Genomic DNA, 16,450 nt, shown 5'->3' with positions numbered 1-16,450 from the left:
AATTAAGATGTTGCTAACGGTAAATCTATTTGTTTCCAGGAATTTTCTCTGGAATTTTTTTCTTTGATTTTGAAAGAGTAAACATGAATGATGCCAATTAATTTTTCAATTAATTTTGTCAATTTAATCAATTGTTCCTCGTGACATTCTAAATCGAGAATATATTGAACGTTATCCATATCTATGGGATCATTTTCATTATGAGAGACATTGATATGATTAATTTTTAAATTTCTACGATTCAATATAACAAGTATTCTACTCAACAATCTTATTTGATTTTCCACTAAAATTATTATTCTGAATTGATGCTTCATAGTATTTTTATTATTTATTATTATTATGTTAAACGAATTTCATCTACAGAAGCTCCTGCAGGAATCATAGGAAAAACATTATCCTCTTGTTCTACTACTATTTCTAACAAAAAAGCATTCTCTTTCCCTAATGCTTTTTTAACAGCCATTTCTAATTCATCTCTTTTATTGACTCTTTCTGCTTCAATATTGTAAGCATCGGCTAATTTTACAAAATTTGGATTAACTAATTCTGTACAAGAATAACGTTTATCAAAAAAAAGTTGTTGCCATTGACGAACCATTCCCAAAAAATTATTATTTAGTAATATAATTTTTATAGGAATGTTATTCTGTAAAATAGTCCCCATTTCTTGTATAGTCATTTGAATCCCTCCATCTCCAACAATACAGATGACTTGTCTTTCTTTTTCCCCTAATTTTGCTCCTATAGAAGCAGGTAAAGCAAACCCCATGGTTCCTAGACCTCCAGAAGTTATCTGACTTTTTTTATAGGTAAAATCAAAATATCTAGAAGCTATCATTTGATGTTGCCCTACGTCTGTGACAAGTATGGCATTTTTTTGTTTATATTGATTTATCCACTTAATCACTTCCCCCATGGTCATTCCCTCTTTCATTGGATGAAGATCCTTTTCTATGACGAATTCTTCTTCTTTTTTTCTTAATTGATAGAATTTTTCTATCCATTTTTCATGAGTAGATTCTTTGACATAAGAAGTCAATTTCTTTAAGGAAATTTTACAATCTCCTAAAATAGGAATATGGCATAATATATTTTTGTTAACTTCAGAAGGATCTATTTCTAAATGGATAATTTTAGCTTGTTTCGCATATTTCTTTACATCTCCTGTAACACGATCATCAAAACGCATGCCTATAGCAATAAGAATATCACACTGATTGGTTAGAATATTAGGGGCGTAATTTCCATGCATTCCTAGCATTCCTACATGTAGGCGATGATGACTTTCTAAACTTCCTAATCCTAAAAGGGTACTAGCAACTGGAATTCCAGTTTTTTCGATAAATTTTTTAAATTCATCTTCTGCATGAGCTAAAATCACTCCTTGTCCTACAAGAATTAAAGGTTTTTTAGACGAATTGATTAAATCAGCGGCTTCTCTTATTCTTTTTTCTTTTATACAAGGATATGGATGAAAATTTTTAACATATTTACAACGATTATAAAGAAATTCAGTTTTTTGAAATTGAGCATCTTTGGTGATATCTATTAATACGGGTCCTGGTCTCCCTTTTTTAGCTATAAAAAATCCTTTTTGAATAGACTCACAAATATCTTTCGCTTTCAAAACTTGAGTATTCCACTTGGTTACAGGAATAGAAATATCTATAATATTCGTTTCCTGAAAAGCATCAGTACCTAAAAGATGAGAAGATACTTGTCCAGTAATACACACGATAGGAGTACTATCTATTAAGGCGTCTGCTAATCCAGTAATTAAATTGGTAGCTCCAGGACCGGATGTCGTAAAACATACACCTATTTTTCCAGTAGCTCTAGCATAACCTTGTGCGGCATGAATAGATCCTTGTTCATGACGCATTAAGATATGAGAAATCATATTTAAATAATCGTGTAAAGAATCATATATAGGCATAATAGCTCCACCTGGATATCCAAAAATATATTCTACTTCTTCATATAAAAGAGTTTTTATTACTATTTCTGAACCAGAGAATAACTTTTTTTCCATACACAATTAAAATTGATCTGTAATACAACCTTCGGAAGCTGGAGAAACGGTTTTTATATATTTATATAGATACCCTCTTTTCACTTTTAATACAGGTGGCGTCCAAATTTTCTTTCTTCTTTTTATTTCCTCATCTTCTACTTCAAGAGTTAGAGTATTATTTTCTGCATCTATTTTAATGAAATCTCCATTTTTAATCAAAGCTATTGGTCCTCCAGATTGGGCTTCTGGAGTAATATGTCCGACAACAAATCCATGTGATCCCCCAGAAAACCTTCCATCCGTAATAAGAGCTACATTTTTTCCTAATCCAGAACCCATAATATAAGACGTTGGTTTAAGCATTTCAGGCATTCCTGGGCCTCCTATTGGACCTACATATCTAATGACCACAACATCTCCATGATGAATTTGATGATTTAAAATAGCTTGATTTGCCTCTTCTTCTGAATTAAAAACATTCGCTTTTCCTCTAAAAATTATTCCTTCCTTACCAGTAATTTTTGCTATGGATCCCTCTGGAGAAATGTTTCCATATAAAATTCGGATATGTCCATCTTTCTTGATTGGTTTTTTTAAGGAATAAATAATTTTTTGATTAAAAGTCATATTCGGGACATTTTTCATATTTTCAGATAAAGTTTCCCCCGTCACTGTTATACAATCTCCAGATAAAATTCCTTCATTTAATAAATATTTTATAATAACGGGCATCCCTCCAATATACATATGGATATCCTCCATTAAAAAAACTCCACTTGGTTTTAGATTTCCAAGAAGAGGGACTTGATTACTAATTTTTTGAAAGTCTTTTAAAGTAAAATTTATATTTGCGGATTTAGCAATAGCTAAAAAGTGTAAAACTAAATTAGTAGATCCACCTAAACACATAGCTAGTTTCACTCCATTTTCTATAGAAGTTTTTGTGACAATATCTTTAGGCTTTATGTTTTTTTCTAGAAGTTTTTTAATAAAAATCGAAACTTCTTCACACTCTATTTTTTTATTTTCACTTGTGGATGGAGAAGACGAAGAATAAGGCAAGGTCATTCCCATAGCTTCTAAAGCAGAAGCCATGGTATTAGCTGTGTACATTCCTCCGCAAGCTCCAGGTCCTGGACAGGAATTTTTTACAATATCTTTATATTCTTTTTCTGATATTTTACAAGTATTTTTTTTACCTAAAGCCTCAAAAGAAGAAACAATGTCTAATTTTTTTTCATTATAATAACCTGAAGAGATACTACCTCCATAGACAATAATCGAAGGTCTATTTAATCTTAGTAAAGCCATCATAACTCCTGGCAGATTTTTATCACATCCAGGTATAGCTATGACTCCATCATAATGATGTGAATCTACCACGGTTTCTATACTATCCGCTATTAATTCTCTGGAAGGAAGTGAATACCTCATCCCATAGGTCCCCATAGTAATTCCATCACTCACTCCTATAGTAGTAAATTGAAATCCTATTAAATTTTTATTTATGATCGAAGATTTTATCTTTTTTCCTAGTTGATTCAAATGCATATTACAAGGATTTCCTTCATACCAGTTACTAACTATTCCTATTTGAGCTTTACAAAAATCCGTTTCTTTTAACCCTGTGGCATAAAGCATAGCGTGTGAAGCTGGTAAATTAGGTTCTTCCGTAATTTTTCTGCTAAAATTATTAATTCTTTTTTTCATGAGATGTTTTATAAATCAAAAAGCCCTACTGAATCGATTATCAAGTAGGGATTAAAAAAAATACTATTCCTTTAAGAAAATTTACTTATGCATATCATAAATTATATAATATGCAAAAATATGAAAAAAATAGATTATATAAAAGTGTTTTTTCTGTATTTATTTTTATAATATCATTGATTTTTCTATTTATTAATGAAAATATTGTAAAGTTTATAATTGAGAATTCGTTTGTATAAAGTATTTTATTATTTCAAAAAAAAAAACACATTTTTTTTTGAAATAATACAATTTTTATCTCAAAAAATAGATTCAATATTTAAAAAAATAAATCTATCCTGATAAATATTATAATAATTTATGAAATAATGCCTGATCCTATTAATTCTTTATCCAAATACCATACAGCGAATTGTCCTTCGGTAATAGCACATTGTAAAATTTCAAATTCTATAAACATTCCGTTTTTGATTTTGTATAACAAGGCTTTTTGCAAAGGTTGTCTGTAACGAATTCTACAAAAAACCTCCATTTTTTCTCCATTTAAGAGAGCTATGTCCTCCCGAATCCAATGAATGTCTTTTTCCTGAATAAATAAGGATTTTTTATATAAACCTGGATGATTTTTCCCCATCCCTGTATAAACTATATTTTCTTTAATATCGGTTTCAATCACAAAAAGAGCTTTCTTATATCCTCCTATAGAAATCCCTTTTCGTTGTCCTTTTGTAAAAAATTGAGCTCCCTGATGATATCCAATTACTTTTCCATCTGATTTCTGATATTTTTTTCTTTTGGATAAAAAAAACAATTCTTCTTCCTTTGACAAAAAGGATTTTTTTTTTGGATGATACATTAAGGCGTTTGAATCAATCATAACGATTTCTCCTTTTTTTGGAAAGATTTTTTTTTGAAGAAATCTGGATAATTGAATTTTCCCTACAAAACACAATCCTTGAGAATCTTTTTTATATGCATTACATAATCCATTTTTTTCCGCTATTTTCCGAACTTGATTTTTAGTCAATGAACCTAATGGGAATAGAGATTTTTTCAATTGATATTGTGTTAACTGACATAAAAAATAGGATTGATCTTTATTAGAATCTTTTCCAACAAGAAGACGATATATGATTTTATTATTTTTTATAATTTTTTTTTTATTAACGTAATGACCTGTTGCAATAAAATCAGCCCCTAAATCAATGGATTTTTTCAAAAAAACATTGAATTTTATTTCTCGGTTACACAAAATATCTGGATTAGGAGTTTTCCCAGATCTATATCCGTCAAACATGTAATTAATAATAGATTCTTCGTATTCTTTTTTCATTTCTACTACTTGAAAAGGAATATTTAAATCTTTAGCTACCAATAAAGCATCAATACTATCTTCTTTCCAAGTACATTGATTAAAAACAGAATCATCCCAGTTATGCATAAATAAACCGATCACCTCATAACCTTGTTTTTTGAGAAGTAATGCTGCCACACTAGAATCAACTCCTCCCGAAAGTCCTACTACTACTCTTTTTTTTTGCATCAGAATAAAAAGATAAAAAATGGAGTTTTCATAAAGAATAGATTTTTTTTGTAAAGTTTAAAGGAGCACATTAAGAAAACATTTCTCGAACGCGATCAAAAAAAGATTTTTCTGAATTTCCAGGATGAGGGAGAAAATTTTCATTTTTTCTCATTTTTTCAAAGAATTTTTTCTGTTCTTCATTGATTTTTCTTGGAGTCCAAACGTTCACGTGAATAAAAAGACTTCCAGATCCATATCCTTCAAGATTAGGTAATCCCTTATTTTTTAATCTGAGAGTTTTTCCGGATTGTGTTCCTGGATCTATTTTAATACGGGCTTTTCCATTAATGGTAGGGACTTCTTTTGAGGCTCCTAATATTGCGTCTGGGAATGAAATATATAAATCATAATGAAGATTACAGCCTTCTCTTTTTAATTTTGGATGAGGAATTTCTTCAATTAATACAATTAAATCTCCGGGAATTCCGTTAAATGGAGCTTCATTTCCCTTTCCAGAAACTTTAAGTTGAATCCCTTCTGTAAGCCCTGCAGGTATTTGTATATTTACTAGTTCTTCTTCTTTAATTAATCCATGTTTATTAGCACCAGAAGGGATATTATCAATACTTTTTCCAGTTCCAGAGCATATGGAACATTGAGAAGTTGTTTGCATTCTCCCTAAAATGGTATTAGCTATACGGGTAATTTGACCCGTTCCATTGCAAGAAGTGCAATTTTTAAATTGAACGCCACTAGCTACTTTCAATCTTTTTACTTTTACTTTTTTTTCTATTCCATTAGCTATTTCTTCTAAGGTCAGTTTTACTCTGATTCTCAAATCGCTTCCTTTAATAGTTCTATTTCGTGTTGATTTTCCAAATCCAAAACTAGAAAATCCCTCTCCAAAGGCATCCGCAAAAATATCTCCAAAATTTGCAAAAATATCTTCCATATTCATTCCCGATCCAGAACTACTTCCTTTAACACCGGCATGTCCAAATTTGTCATAACGTTGTCTTTTTTCCGGGTTGCTTAATATTTCATAAGCTTCAGCTGCTTCTTTGAATTTTTCTTCTGCTTTCTTTTTATTATCCGGATTTTTATCTGGATGATATTTAATGGCTAATTTTCGATAAGCTTTTTTAATTTCTTCTGAAGAAGCATTTCTAGAAACACCTAATACTTCGTAATAATCTTTTTTCACCATGAAGATAAAAGTTAATTATTTTCCAGTAATAACTTTGGCATGTCGTATAACTCTTTCTTGTAGGATATATCCAGATTCTATAATTTCCATAATTTTTCCTTTTAAATTTTCTGTTGTAGCTGGAATCTGTGTAATGGCCTCATGAAAATCAGTATTAAAATCATCTCCTTTTTTGATTTTTATTTTATTCAATCCTTTTTCTTTTAAAATTTTTATGAGTTTTTCCTGTATTAGAGATACTCCTTGAATGAGAGCTTCGTCTTTTGATTTTTTCAGCTCTTTAAGTCCTCTTTCAAAATCATCTAAAATAGGGATTAAATCTATAATAATTTGTTGATGAACAGATCTAAAAAGATCAAATCTTTCTTTTTGAATACGTTTTTTATAATTTTCAAATTCTGCAAAAAGACGTAAAAATTTATCTTTTTCTTTTTCCAATTTTTCTTTAAAAATTTCTACTTCTTTTAATGAATGTTCTGTTTTTTCTTGACAAGAATTTTCCATTTCAGATAGATCTACAGGATTCTTTTCATCCTGAGAATCAATATTTTTTTGATTGATATTCATAACATAAAAAATATTTAGAAAACAATTTTATGCTCTAGGAGCAAAAGATTTGCCATGTTTTATAATTGTGTCATAATGTCAAATCTTAAATAAAGAATTAAATTTGAAAGTTTTTCGAATCTTATTTAATCTTTCATAAGCTATATTTCTTGCTTTTTTAGCTCCTAAATAAAAAATACGATCTAATAAAGATTTATTCTTTACAAAAGAAGAAAATTTCATCCTTTCAGATGAAAATTTTTTTAGAATACACTCATACAATTCTTTTTTAGCCTCTAAATATCCATATCCTCCCTTTATATATCTTTTTTTCATTTCTTCTACTCTATCAAGTGGAGCTAACAATCTGTACAAAGCCATTATACAATCTTTATCCGGATTTTTTTTTTCTTTTAAAGATTTATTATCCGTATGAATGCTCATAATTTGTTTTTTCAGAATTTCATCTGAAGAAAAAATATTAATCCAATTTTTTTGGGATTTACTCATTTTTTTTCCATCTGTCCCAGGAACTAATCCAGTTTTTATTGGTATAAAAGCTTTAGGTAAAACAAATAATTTTTGACCTATTTTTTTATTTAAATGACTGGCTATATGGCGTGTTATTTCTATATGTTGTAACTGATCTTTTCCTACGGGAATGACTTCTGCATTGTAAAGCAATATATCAGCTGCCATTAACATAGGATATGTAAACAAACCTACATTAATTTTCCCTTTCCGACTGATTTCTCTTTTGAAAGAATGAGCCAATGTAAGTCTTTGATAAGGAAAAAAACAATTAAAATACCAAGCTAATTCAGTTACTTCGGAAACATCCGACTGTCTATAAAATATGCTTTTTTCTGTATTTAAACCAAAAGCTAACCATGCTGCCGCAATTTGATAAGTATTATAACGGATAGTTTCCAGATCTTTCATTTGTATCAGTGAATGTAAATCTGCCACAAATATGAACGAAGAGTATTTGGAATTATTAGCCATATTTATAGATGGGATTATAACTCCCAAAATATTCCCTAAATGAGGAGTTCCTGTACTTTGAATTCCTGTTAATATTTTTTTCATAATTTTTTTTATGTTGAATAAAAAACCTTATTACTTAACAACAAATGTAATCAATAAACGGAATGTCCTTCACTCCCATTAATTAATTAGTTTCACTTAAAGCTTCTAATCCACTAATAATTTCAAGTATTTCCTTAGTAATGGAAGTTTGTCTTTCTTTATTATAATTCAACATAAGATTCTTTTTAATGTCAGAGGCACTTTCTGTAGCTTTATGCATAGACATCATACGTGCAGTATGTTCTGAAGTAGATGATTCTAATATACTTTTAAATAGTTTCACGCTAAGAAATTTAGGAGTAATATAATCCAAAATTTCTTCTTTAGATGGTTCTAAAATAGAATAATTAGAGGATTTATTTTCAAAATCTGTAAAAATAATTGGAAGAAATTGTTCTATAATTATTTCTTGAAAGAATGAATTTTTTAGATGATTGTAAATCAAATATATTGAATGAAATTTTTTGGAAAAAAAATCTTCAATTAATTCTTTGACCAAAATGATTACATCTTTATAAGTAAAATTATTTGGTATTTTTTTTTTTTTCTTATACATATTATATTTTCTCGATAAAAAATCAAATCCTTTTTTTCCGATAGAAAAAAAAATACAATCTTTTTTCAAATAACCGTTTTCTTGAATATATCTATGAATTTTATCAAAAATTAAGGAATTGAAAGCTCCACATAATCCACGATTAGAAGTTATGACTATAAACAATTTCTTTTTTCCTGAAGAAAAAAAATATTTTTTATCCTGAATATTTTCTAATTTATCATGGAATGATAACAGAAAATGTTGAAATAATTGCTCTATAGATTCTGAGTATCTTTTTATATGTAAAAGCAATTCTTTGGATTTTCGTAATTTCACGATAGAAATCATTTTCATAGCTTCCGTTGTTTTTACAACGGAATCTATAGATAAAATTCTTTTTTTGATTTCTTTTGGATTAGACATAAAAGTTCTCTTAAGAAGAATATTTTTCACTTAGTTCCATGGCTATTATTTTCAGAATTTCAGCTAATTCTTTGTTAAAAATCCCTTCTTTCAAATCTTTCAATAATTCTTGGTGTTTTTCATTTAAATAAAAAAGATATTCCTTTTCAAAAGAGGATATTTTTTCAATAGGTACTTTTTTCAAAAAATTTTTAGTTCCAGCATAAATAATAGCAATCTGATCGGATATATTATATGGAGAATGAGGAGGTTGTTTTAATATTTCTATGTTTCTTCTTCCCTTCTCTATAATTTCCATAGTTATAGGATCTAATTCAGAACCAAATTTTGAAAAAGATTCCAATTCTCGAAATTGAGCTTGGTCTAATTTCAAAGTTCCAGATATTTTTCTCATAGATTGAATTTGAGCAGAAGCTCCTACCCGGGAAACAGAAATACTTTCATTAATTGCAGGACGTACTCCAGAATGAAATAGATCTTTTTCTAAAAAAATTTGTCCATCTGTTATAGAAATGACATTGGTAGGAATATAAGAAGAAACATCTCCAGATTGTGTTTCAATAATAGGAAGTGCGGTTAAAGAACCTCCGCCTTTTACATATTCTTTGATAGATTCTGGAATATCGTTCATTTTTTGAGCTATTTTTGTATCTTTTATTATTTTAGCTGCGCGTTCTAATAATCTAGAATGCAAATAGAAAACATCTCCTGGATATGCTTCTCTTCCAGGAGGACGTCGTAATAACAAAGAGACTTCTCTATAAGAAACAGCTTGTTTGGATAGATCATCATAAATTACCAAAGAAGAACGACCCGTATCACGAAAGTATTCTCCAATAGCTGTCCCAGAAAACGGAGCAAAAACTTGTATAGATGCTGGATCAGAAGCATTTGCTGCGACTATAACTGTATAGGACATGGCCCCTTTATCCTCTAAAGTTTTCGTGATTCTTGCTATTGTAGATCCTTTTTGACTTATAGCTACATAAATACAATAAACTTGTTTATCTGTATTATACCATTCTTTCTGATTAAGAATAGTATCAATGGCTATAGTGGTCTTTCCTGTTTGTCGATCTCCAATAATTAATTCTCTTTGTCCTCTCCCTATAGGAATCATAGCATCTATAAATTTAATTCCTGTTTGAAGAGGTTCTTTTACAGGTTCTCTATAAATAACACCTGGAGCTTTTCTTTCCAAGGGCATATCAAATAATTTCCCTTCTATAGGACCTTTTCCATCAATCGGATTTCCTAATACATCCACTACGCGACCTAGCATCCCTTCTCCAACTGGGATAGAAAGAACCTTCCCTGTACGCTTTACAATATCTCCTTCTTTGACATCTTTTGATGAATTTACTAATACTATACTTACATGATCTTCTTCCAAATTCAAGGCTATTCCTTTTATTCCGGTGTGAAATTCCACTATTTCTCCAGAAAATACAGAATTCAATCCAACAGATCTAGCTACCCCATCTCCTACTTGAACAATAACCCCTGATTCAGATAATTTTGATTCATATTGAAAATCCGATAATTGTTTTTTAAGAATCGATGATATTTCAGAATATTTTAAATCGGACATGAAAATAAATGCTTTAAACTGAATTTTTCAATAGTTTTTGAATACTAAATAATTGTCCCTTCACACTAAAATCCCATTCTTTGTATCCTATACGAAGCAAAAAACCTCCAAGAATGGATTCATCTATTTTATTAAAAATCTGATATTTTTTATTATTTCTTTTTGATTCTAAAGAAATGATTTTATTTATAATCATTTTTTGAAGATCCATTCTTAATGGAAAAGCAGAAATAAGGTGGAATTTTAACAATCCTTTTTTTTCCTGATAAATTTTTTGATATTCCAAAAAAATCTTTTTGGAAAGATGTTCTCTTTTTCGTACTGTTAAAATTTTTATAAAATGAAAAATAAAAGGATCGAAAGAATAGAAAATTTTTTCTAAAATTTGTATTTTTCTTGCAGAACTTAACAAAGAGGTACACAAAACCTTATTCAATTCAATGCTTTGAGATAAGAGGAAGGATATTTTTTTAATTTTATGATAAGTAGAATCCTTTTTTTCGTTATTCATCGAATACTCAAAAAGAACTTTAGCATAATGTCTAGTCACTTTTTTTTTCGAAAACATTTTTATAATTTGTTTACTAATTCTTTGATAAATTTTTCTTGTTTATTCGTTTTTTGATTTGTCTCCAACTCTTTCTTTAAGATTTTTTCGGCAATGATTATGGAAATATCACCTATTTGATCTTTCAATTCCTGTATGGCCATTTTTCTCTCTACCTGCATAATTTTTTTTGTCTCTTCTATAAGCTTTTTTTTCTCCAAAACACCTTCTTCTATAGCTTTATGTTTTATTTTTTCTCTAATTTGAATGGCCTCTTCCAAAATTCTATCTCTTTTTATGCGAGTTTCTTTCAAAATTTGATTTTTTTTATTTTCTACCATTTTCAATTCTTTTTGAACTAAATCAGCCTTTTCCATAGAAATTCTAATTTTTTCCTCTCTTTGATCAATGAATTTCATAATTGGTTTCCATGCATATTTGGAAAGAAAGGAGATCAATATCAGAAATATTATTGTCTGCCAAACAATTAAACCGATAGAAGGAGTAACCAAATCCATTACAAAAACTTATTTAAACACAGCTAATAAAGCGGTTACTATTCCAAAAAGAGCTGCCCCTTCAATAAGAGCTGCAGCAACAATCATGGCATTTTGTATCTTTCCTGAAGCTTCAGGTTGTCTAGCAATAGCATCCATTGCGGAACTTCCAATTTTCCCAATTCCTAAACCAGCTCCTATTACCGAAATTCCAGCACCTAAAGCGGCTAAACCTGAATAAGTTAAATCTATATCCATAATGATAATATTATTTTAATACGTTTTATGTTCATATTCCTTTACGGCCATTCCTATAAGTAAAGCAGATAAATTCGTAAAAATAAAGGCTTGCAAAAAAGCCACCATAATTTCCAACAAGGAAATAAAAAAGCCGAAAATAATGGAAAAACTAGCAATAAAAAAATTTTTAAAAATAAAAATAAGACAAATAAAACTTAAAATAATGATGTGTCCAGCAGTAATATTGGCAAACAAACGAATACATAAAGTTAATGGACGAATGAAAATCCCTATAAATTCTATGGGTGCTAACAAAAACTTTATCCCTATGGGAACATTTGGCATCCAAAAAATATGTTTCCAATAATTTTTATTGGCTTTCATATTGATGATTATAAAAGTAATTACTGCTAAAACCAATGTGACACTTATATTTCCTGTAACATTTGGAAATCCTGGTAAAAGACCTATTAAATTATTAACCAATATGAAAAAAAACACAGTCAACAAAAAAGGAAAATAGGTTTTATATTTTTTTTCTCCAACATTTGGAATAACTATTTCATTACGAATAAATAAGATTAAGAATTCTAAGAAAATTCCGAAATTCCATTTCGTTTGATAATTTTTATAGCTATATCTCATTCTCCTAAAAATGTAACATAATATTAAAAAGGATATTCCAATAGACACTACATTTTTTGTAATAGAAAAATCCAAAGGTCTATCATTTTTAGGAAAACCTCTTGCATCTATATATAAACTTCCAATAGAATTTGTTTTATATATTTTTTCTTGAAACATTTTATAATTTCCATATTTTCCTTTTACTACTTTTCCATGAGAAAATTGAGAGGATAAAAAAAATTCCCATCCATTATTCCACAAAAGCACTGGTAAAGAAAATATAATTCCCTTTTCATGATTTCCTACAACATGCCATTCGTGAGAATCACTTACATGTTCAAGAATAGTCTTAGCTACATCTATATTTTTTTTATTTTCATTTTCATTAGCAAAAAGATTTGTAAGAAAAATAAAAATCAAAAAAAAGCAATATAATCCTAATTTTTTTAAAGCTAAAGTCATTCAAAAAAAGTAGGAAACAAATTTATATTTTTTTCCAGAAAGAAGGTAAATATTCTCTTATAAAATTTGAATTTTTGAATTGAAAGAGTACATTTGTATATAAATTTGTGCAAAATACAATGACGATGAAGGAAGAAACAAAACTAATTCAAAACATTTTATCAGATCCTCTAACAGGAGCTATCTCTACTCCCATATACCAGACCTCTACTTATGTTCAAAAATCTCCTGGAGTTCATAAAGGTTTTGATTATACAAGAACCAATAATCCTACAAGAAAAATATTGGAAAAATTAATTACAGATTTAGAAAAAGGCTATGCCAGTTTAGCTTTTTCTTCTGGGTTAGCATCTGTGGATGCTGTTTTAAAATTATTAGAATTTGGAGATGAAATAGTTGCTGTGGATGATATTTATGGGGGAACTTTTCGTTTATTAAATTTGTATAAAAAATTAGGAATTAAAACCCATTTCGTGGATACTACCTATGCAGAAAATGTTATTTCTATCCTTACTCCTAAAACTAAGATGGTTTGGTTAGAATCTCCTACTAATCCTACTTTGAAAATATCTGATATTAAGTATATTAGTGAAAATTCTAAAAAAATTAACCCAAACATTTTAGTTGTTGTAGACAATACTTTTGCTACTCCAGCTCTTCAGAATCCTCTCAGTTTAGGAACAGATATAGTTATTCACAGTGCTACAAAATATCTAGCAGGACATTCAGATGTATTAGCTGGACTAATTACCGTGAAAAATCCAGATTTATATGAACAATTAAAATACATTCAAAATGCTACTGGAGGGATTTTGTCTCCTATTGATTGTTGGTTAACTATAAGAGGGTGTCAAACTTTGTATCTACGTATTAAGAAACAGTCTGATAATGCATTTAAGATAGCTTCTTTTTTATTGGAAGAAAAAAATACCTGTATTGATAAGGTTTATTATCCTGGATTATCTCAGCATAAAAATCATAGAATAGCAGTAAAACAACAACTCTATTTCGGAGGAATAGTGTCATTTAGTCTTAAAGAAGATACTATAGAAGCGGCAAAAAAAGTTGTAACCTCTACTAAATTATTTAAACTAGCAGAAAGTTTAGGAGGAACAAAAAGTTTAATTTGTCATCCGGCAACTATGACACATAAATCTACTCCTTTAGAGGTTAGAAGAAACGCAGGAATTCAAGATTCTCTTATCCGTTTATCTTTTGGAATAGAGAATGAAGAAGATCTTCTTGAAGATATAGATCAAGCTTTAAATTAAAAAGACTAAACAAGTTTGTCATCATGTAATGAAATCCCTATGCGCGATAGTTCTTCGCGAATTAAATCTGAAAGAACCCAATTTCTTTTTTTTCTTGCTTCTATTCGAATTTTTATTAATATTTCAGTAAGTATTTTTAATTTTTTAGACGTTTTTTCAAAGGGATTTTTCTCTATCTTTTGAAGACCAAGTATATCAAATAAAAAATGATTCATATATTTTTTTAATAAATGTATAGAATCCCCTATATAGTTAATAGAATGATTCAAAATGTGAATCACTTGGAAGAGATGGGAGATTAATAAAGGGGTGTTAAAATCATCATTAATAGCTTCATAACAATTTTTTATCCATTTATTTACATCAAATTTTGATATATTTTTTTTATCACTTTTAGAAAAAAATTCTAATTTTTCTATTGCATTAATTAAACGATGATATCCTTTCTCTGCATCTATAAGTCCTTTTTGAGAAAAGTTTAAAAGGCTACGATAATGAGATTGTAATATAAAGAATCGAATGATTATTGGATGATATTTAGAGACTAAATCTTTTGTGGATAAGTAATTCCCTGTGGATTTACTCATTTTTTTTCCATTTAAAGTAAGCATATTCGTATGCATCCAATAATGTGCAAGATGATTCTTGTTATAAACTCCTATTGCTTGTGCTAACTCACATTCATGATGGGGAAATTTAAGATCTATTCCTCCACCGTGAATATCAAAAACTTCTCCTAAATATTTTGTACTCATAGTGGTACATTCTATATGCCAACCTGGTACTCCTTTTCCCCATGGAGAGTTCCAGTTCATAATATGACTGTGTTTAGCTTTTTTCCAAAGAGAAAAATCTTGAAAATGTCGTTTTTCACCCAGAAAATTAGATTCTTTCTTAAAAAGTTGATCGATTCTATTATGACTCAATATTCCATAAGAACATAATTGACTATATTTTTTTACGTCAAAATAAACAGATCCATTATTTTCGTAAGCTAGATTTTTTTGAATCAATTTTTGAATCATATCAATTTGTTCTATAATATGACCAGTAGCTGTTGGTTCAATACTTGGAGGTAAAGTATTGAAAATATTTAATATATGATGAAAAGATAAAGTATATTTTTGAACAATTTCCATAGGTTCAATACCCTCAAAACGAGATCTTTGATGAATTTTGTCTTCTCCATCATCACTATCATTTTCTAAATGTCCTACATCCGTAATATTTCTGATATAGCGTACTTTATAACCTAAATGTTTAAAATAACGGAAAACTAAATCGAATAATATAAAAGTCCGACAGTTTCCCAAATGAAGATGATTATAAACAGTAGGGCCACAAACATAAATTCCTATATATTCCTTATGAATAGGTTTAAATAATTCTTTTTTTCCGGTAAAAGAATTATATATTTGTATATGATCTCGTATATAGCGTATATAATTTTCTATATTCATAAAATTAGGATCTTCCAATATAATGGAAAAATTCTCTTCGAATTTCCGAATCTTTTTTAAATGCTCCTACTAATTCAGTAGTGATCGTTCTGGTGTCTATATCTCGAATTCCACGAGAATTTACACATAAATGTTTTGCGTCTATAATGCAAGCAACATCTTTTGTATCTAGTATTTTTTGTAAAGATTTAACAATTTGCATAGTTAAACGTTCTTGAACTTGTGGTCTTTTTGCGTAAAAATTTACGATTCTATTAATTTTAGAAAGACCCACAACCTTTCCATTGGAAATGTAGCCAACATGTGCTTTTCCAACAATAGGTAGAAAATGATGCTCACAAGTAGAATAAACTATTATGTTTTTTTCTATCAACATCTGATTATATTTATATTTATTTTCAAAAGTGGATAAATGAGGATGATTTTTTGGATTTAGTCCGCTAAATATTTCTTTTATAAACATTTTTGCTACACGTTTAGGTGTACTGCGTAAACTATCATCATTCATATCCAAACCTAAAATTTCCATAATGTGGAAAAAATGTTTTTCTATTTTATCAATTTTTTTTTCATCGCTTATAAGAAAAGCATCATCACGTAGTGGAGTTTCATGATTTTCTAAAAAATTAGTATCCTTATTATCTTTTTCTAAAAATTTTTTATACTCTTCTCCCATCATAATTTAACTTAATCCATGAAA

16 protein-coding genes are annotated in these 16,450 nt (G+C 28.8%); 1 reads left to right on the top strand and 15 read right to left on the bottom strand.

Features of this window, described 5'->3' with window-relative positions:
* Positions 1 to 2: 2 nt before the first annotated feature.
* The 13 genes from BPLAN_RS00430 to atpB form a co-directional block, all read right to left on the bottom strand.
* Positions 3 to 317 (bottom strand): acetolactate synthase, encoded by a 315-nt coding sequence (locus BPLAN_RS00430; protein WP_012821248.1) that lies wholly within the window; start codon positions 315 to 317, stop codon positions 3 to 5.
* 23 nt (positions 318 to 340) lie between these two features.
* Positions 341 to 2,035, bottom strand: coding sequence for a biosynthetic-type acetolactate synthase large subunit (gene ilvB, locus BPLAN_RS00425; RefSeq protein ID WP_012821247.1), 1,695 nt, complete (start codon positions 2,033 to 2,035; stop codon positions 341 to 343).
* 6 nt (positions 2,036 to 2,041) lie between these two features.
* A complete protein-coding gene (gene ilvD / locus BPLAN_RS00420) occupies positions 2,042 to 3,727 on the bottom strand; it encodes a dihydroxy-acid dehydratase (protein ID WP_012821246.1) in 1,686 nt (561 codons plus the stop codon).
* 358 nt (positions 3,728 to 4,085) lie between these two features.
* Complete coding sequence (gene mnmA / locus BPLAN_RS00415; protein ID WP_012821245.1) at positions 4,086 to 5,270, bottom strand: tRNA 2-thiouridine(34) synthase MnmA; 1,185 nt, start codon at positions 5,268 to 5,270, stop codon at positions 4,086 to 4,088.
* A 70-nt stretch (positions 5,271 to 5,340) separates the two neighbouring features.
* A complete protein-coding gene (gene dnaJ, locus BPLAN_RS00410; protein ID WP_012821244.1) occupies positions 5,341 to 6,459 on the bottom strand; it encodes a molecular chaperone DnaJ in 1,119 nt (372 codons plus the stop codon).
* Between the two features lie 15 nt (positions 6,460 to 6,474).
* Positions 6,475 to 7,026 (bottom strand): nucleotide exchange factor GrpE, encoded by a 552-nt coding sequence (locus BPLAN_RS00405; protein ID WP_012821243.1) that lies wholly within the window; start codon positions 7,024 to 7,026, stop codon positions 6,475 to 6,477.
* 78 nt (positions 7,027 to 7,104) lie between these two features.
* Positions 7,105 to 8,094: a tryptophan--tRNA ligase gene (trpS, locus tag BPLAN_RS00400; RefSeq protein WP_012821242.1), complete on the bottom strand. Its 990-nt coding sequence runs from the start codon at positions 8,092 to 8,094 to the stop codon at positions 7,105 to 7,107.
* Between the two features lie 82 nt (positions 8,095 to 8,176).
* Positions 8,177 to 9,055 (bottom strand): ATP synthase F1 subunit gamma, encoded by an 879-nt coding sequence (gene atpG, locus BPLAN_RS00395; protein WP_012821241.1) that lies wholly within the window; start codon positions 9,053 to 9,055, stop codon positions 8,177 to 8,179.
* Positions 9,056 to 9,065: 10 nt separating this feature from the next.
* Positions 9,066 to 10,646 (bottom strand): F0F1 ATP synthase subunit alpha, encoded by a 1,581-nt coding sequence (gene atpA / locus BPLAN_RS00390; RefSeq protein ID WP_012821240.1) that lies wholly within the window; start codon positions 10,644 to 10,646, stop codon positions 9,066 to 9,068.
* 13 nt (positions 10,647 to 10,659) lie between these two features.
* Positions 10,660 to 11,214, bottom strand: coding sequence for an ATP synthase F1 subunit delta (atpH, locus tag BPLAN_RS00385; RefSeq protein WP_012821239.1), 555 nt, complete (start codon positions 11,212 to 11,214; stop codon positions 10,660 to 10,662).
* Between the two features lie 2 nt (positions 11,215 to 11,216).
* On the bottom strand, positions 11,217 to 11,711 hold the full coding sequence (atpF, locus tag BPLAN_RS00380) for a F0F1 ATP synthase subunit B (protein WP_012821238.1): 495 nt from the start codon (positions 11,709 to 11,711) through the stop codon (positions 11,217 to 11,219).
* 9 nt (positions 11,712 to 11,720) lie between these two features.
* Positions 11,721 to 11,948 (bottom strand): ATP synthase F0 subunit C, encoded by a 228-nt coding sequence (atpE, locus tag BPLAN_RS00375; RefSeq protein WP_012821237.1) that lies wholly within the window; start codon positions 11,946 to 11,948, stop codon positions 11,721 to 11,723.
* 15 nt (positions 11,949 to 11,963) lie between these two features.
* On the bottom strand, positions 11,964 to 13,019 hold the full coding sequence (gene atpB / locus BPLAN_RS00370) for a F0F1 ATP synthase subunit A (RefSeq protein ID WP_012821236.1): 1,056 nt from the start codon (positions 13,017 to 13,019) through the stop codon (positions 11,964 to 11,966).
* Between the two features lie 125 nt (positions 13,020 to 13,144).
* Between atpB and BPLAN_RS00365 the strand changes: the two genes are divergently transcribed.
* Positions 13,145 to 14,290: a PLP-dependent aspartate aminotransferase family protein gene (locus BPLAN_RS00365; RefSeq protein WP_041178295.1), complete on the top strand. Its 1,146-nt coding sequence runs from the start codon at positions 13,145 to 13,147 to the stop codon at positions 14,288 to 14,290.
* Between the two features lie 5 nt (positions 14,291 to 14,295).
* Here BPLAN_RS00365 and cysS read toward each other — a convergent pair whose 3' ends face one another.
* Positions 14,296 to 15,750, bottom strand: a complete 1,455-nt coding sequence (gene cysS, locus BPLAN_RS00360; RefSeq protein WP_012821234.1) for a cysteine--tRNA ligase — start codon at positions 15,748 to 15,750, stop codon at positions 14,296 to 14,298.
* A gap of 4 nt (positions 15,751 to 15,754) precedes the next feature.
* A complete protein-coding gene (folE, locus tag BPLAN_RS00355) occupies positions 15,755 to 16,429 on the bottom strand; it encodes a GTP cyclohydrolase I FolE (protein ID WP_012821233.1) in 675 nt (224 codons plus the stop codon).
* Between the last annotated feature and the right edge of the window lie 21 nt (positions 16,430 to 16,450).

The organism is Blattabacterium sp. (Periplaneta americana) str. BPLAN (assembly GCF_000093165.1).
Lineage (GTDB): Bacteria > Bacteroidota > Bacteroidia > Flavobacteriales > Blattabacteriaceae > Blattabacterium.
The sequence above is the reverse complement of the archived record's forward strand: the minus strand, read 5'-3'. Positions and strand labels throughout refer to the sequence as shown.

Coding starts and splice junctions, on each gene's coding strand:
- BPLAN_RS00430 (WP_012821248.1), bottom strand. CDS start 317: ATGAAGCATCAATTCAGAATAATAATTTTAGTGGAAAATCAAATAAGA.
- ilvB (WP_012821247.1), bottom strand. CDS start 2,035: ATGGAAAAAAAGTTATTCTCTGGTTCAGAAATAGTAATAAAAACTCTT.
- ilvD (WP_012821246.1), bottom strand. CDS start 3,727: ATGAAAAAAAGAATTAATAATTTTAGCAGAAAAATTACGGAAGAACCT.
- mnmA (WP_012821245.1), bottom strand. CDS start 5,270: ATGCAAAAAAAAAGAGTAGTAGTAGGACTTTCGGGAGGAGTTGATTCT.
- dnaJ (WP_012821244.1), bottom strand. CDS start 6,459: ATGGTGAAAAAAGATTATTACGAAGTATTAGGTGTTTCTAGAAATGCT.
- BPLAN_RS00405 (WP_012821243.1), bottom strand. CDS start 7,026: ATGAATATCAATCAAAAAAATATTGATTCTCAGGATGAAAAGAATCCT.
- trpS (WP_012821242.1), bottom strand. CDS start 8,094: ATGAAAAAAATATTAACAGGAATTCAAAGTACAGGAACTCCTCATTTA.
- atpG (WP_012821241.1), bottom strand. CDS start 9,055: ATGTCTAATCCAAAAGAAATCAAAAAAAGAATTTTATCTATAGATTCC.
- atpA (WP_012821240.1), bottom strand. CDS start 10,646: ATGTCCGATTTAAAATATTCTGAAATATCATCGATTCTTAAAAAACAA.
- atpH (WP_012821239.1), bottom strand. CDS start 11,214: ATGTTTTCGAAAAAAAAAGTGACTAGACATTATGCTAAAGTTCTTTTT.
- atpF (WP_012821238.1), bottom strand. CDS start 11,711: ATGGATTTGGTTACTCCTTCTATCGGTTTAATTGTTTGGCAGACAATA.
- atpE (WP_012821237.1), bottom strand. CDS start 11,948: ATGGATATAGATTTAACTTATTCAGGTTTAGCCGCTTTAGGTGCTGGA.
- atpB (WP_012821236.1), bottom strand. CDS start 13,019: ATGACTTTAGCTTTAAAAAAATTAGGATTATATTGCTTTTTTTTGATT.
- BPLAN_RS00365 (WP_041178295.1), top strand. CDS start 13,145: ATGAAGGAAGAAACAAAACTAATTCAAAACATTTTATCAGATCCTCTA.
- cysS (WP_012821234.1), bottom strand. CDS start 15,750: ATGAATATAGAAAATTATATACGCTATATACGAGATCATATACAAATA.
- folE (WP_012821233.1), bottom strand. CDS start 16,429: ATGATGGGAGAAGAGTATAAAAAATTTTTAGAAAAAGATAATAAGGAT.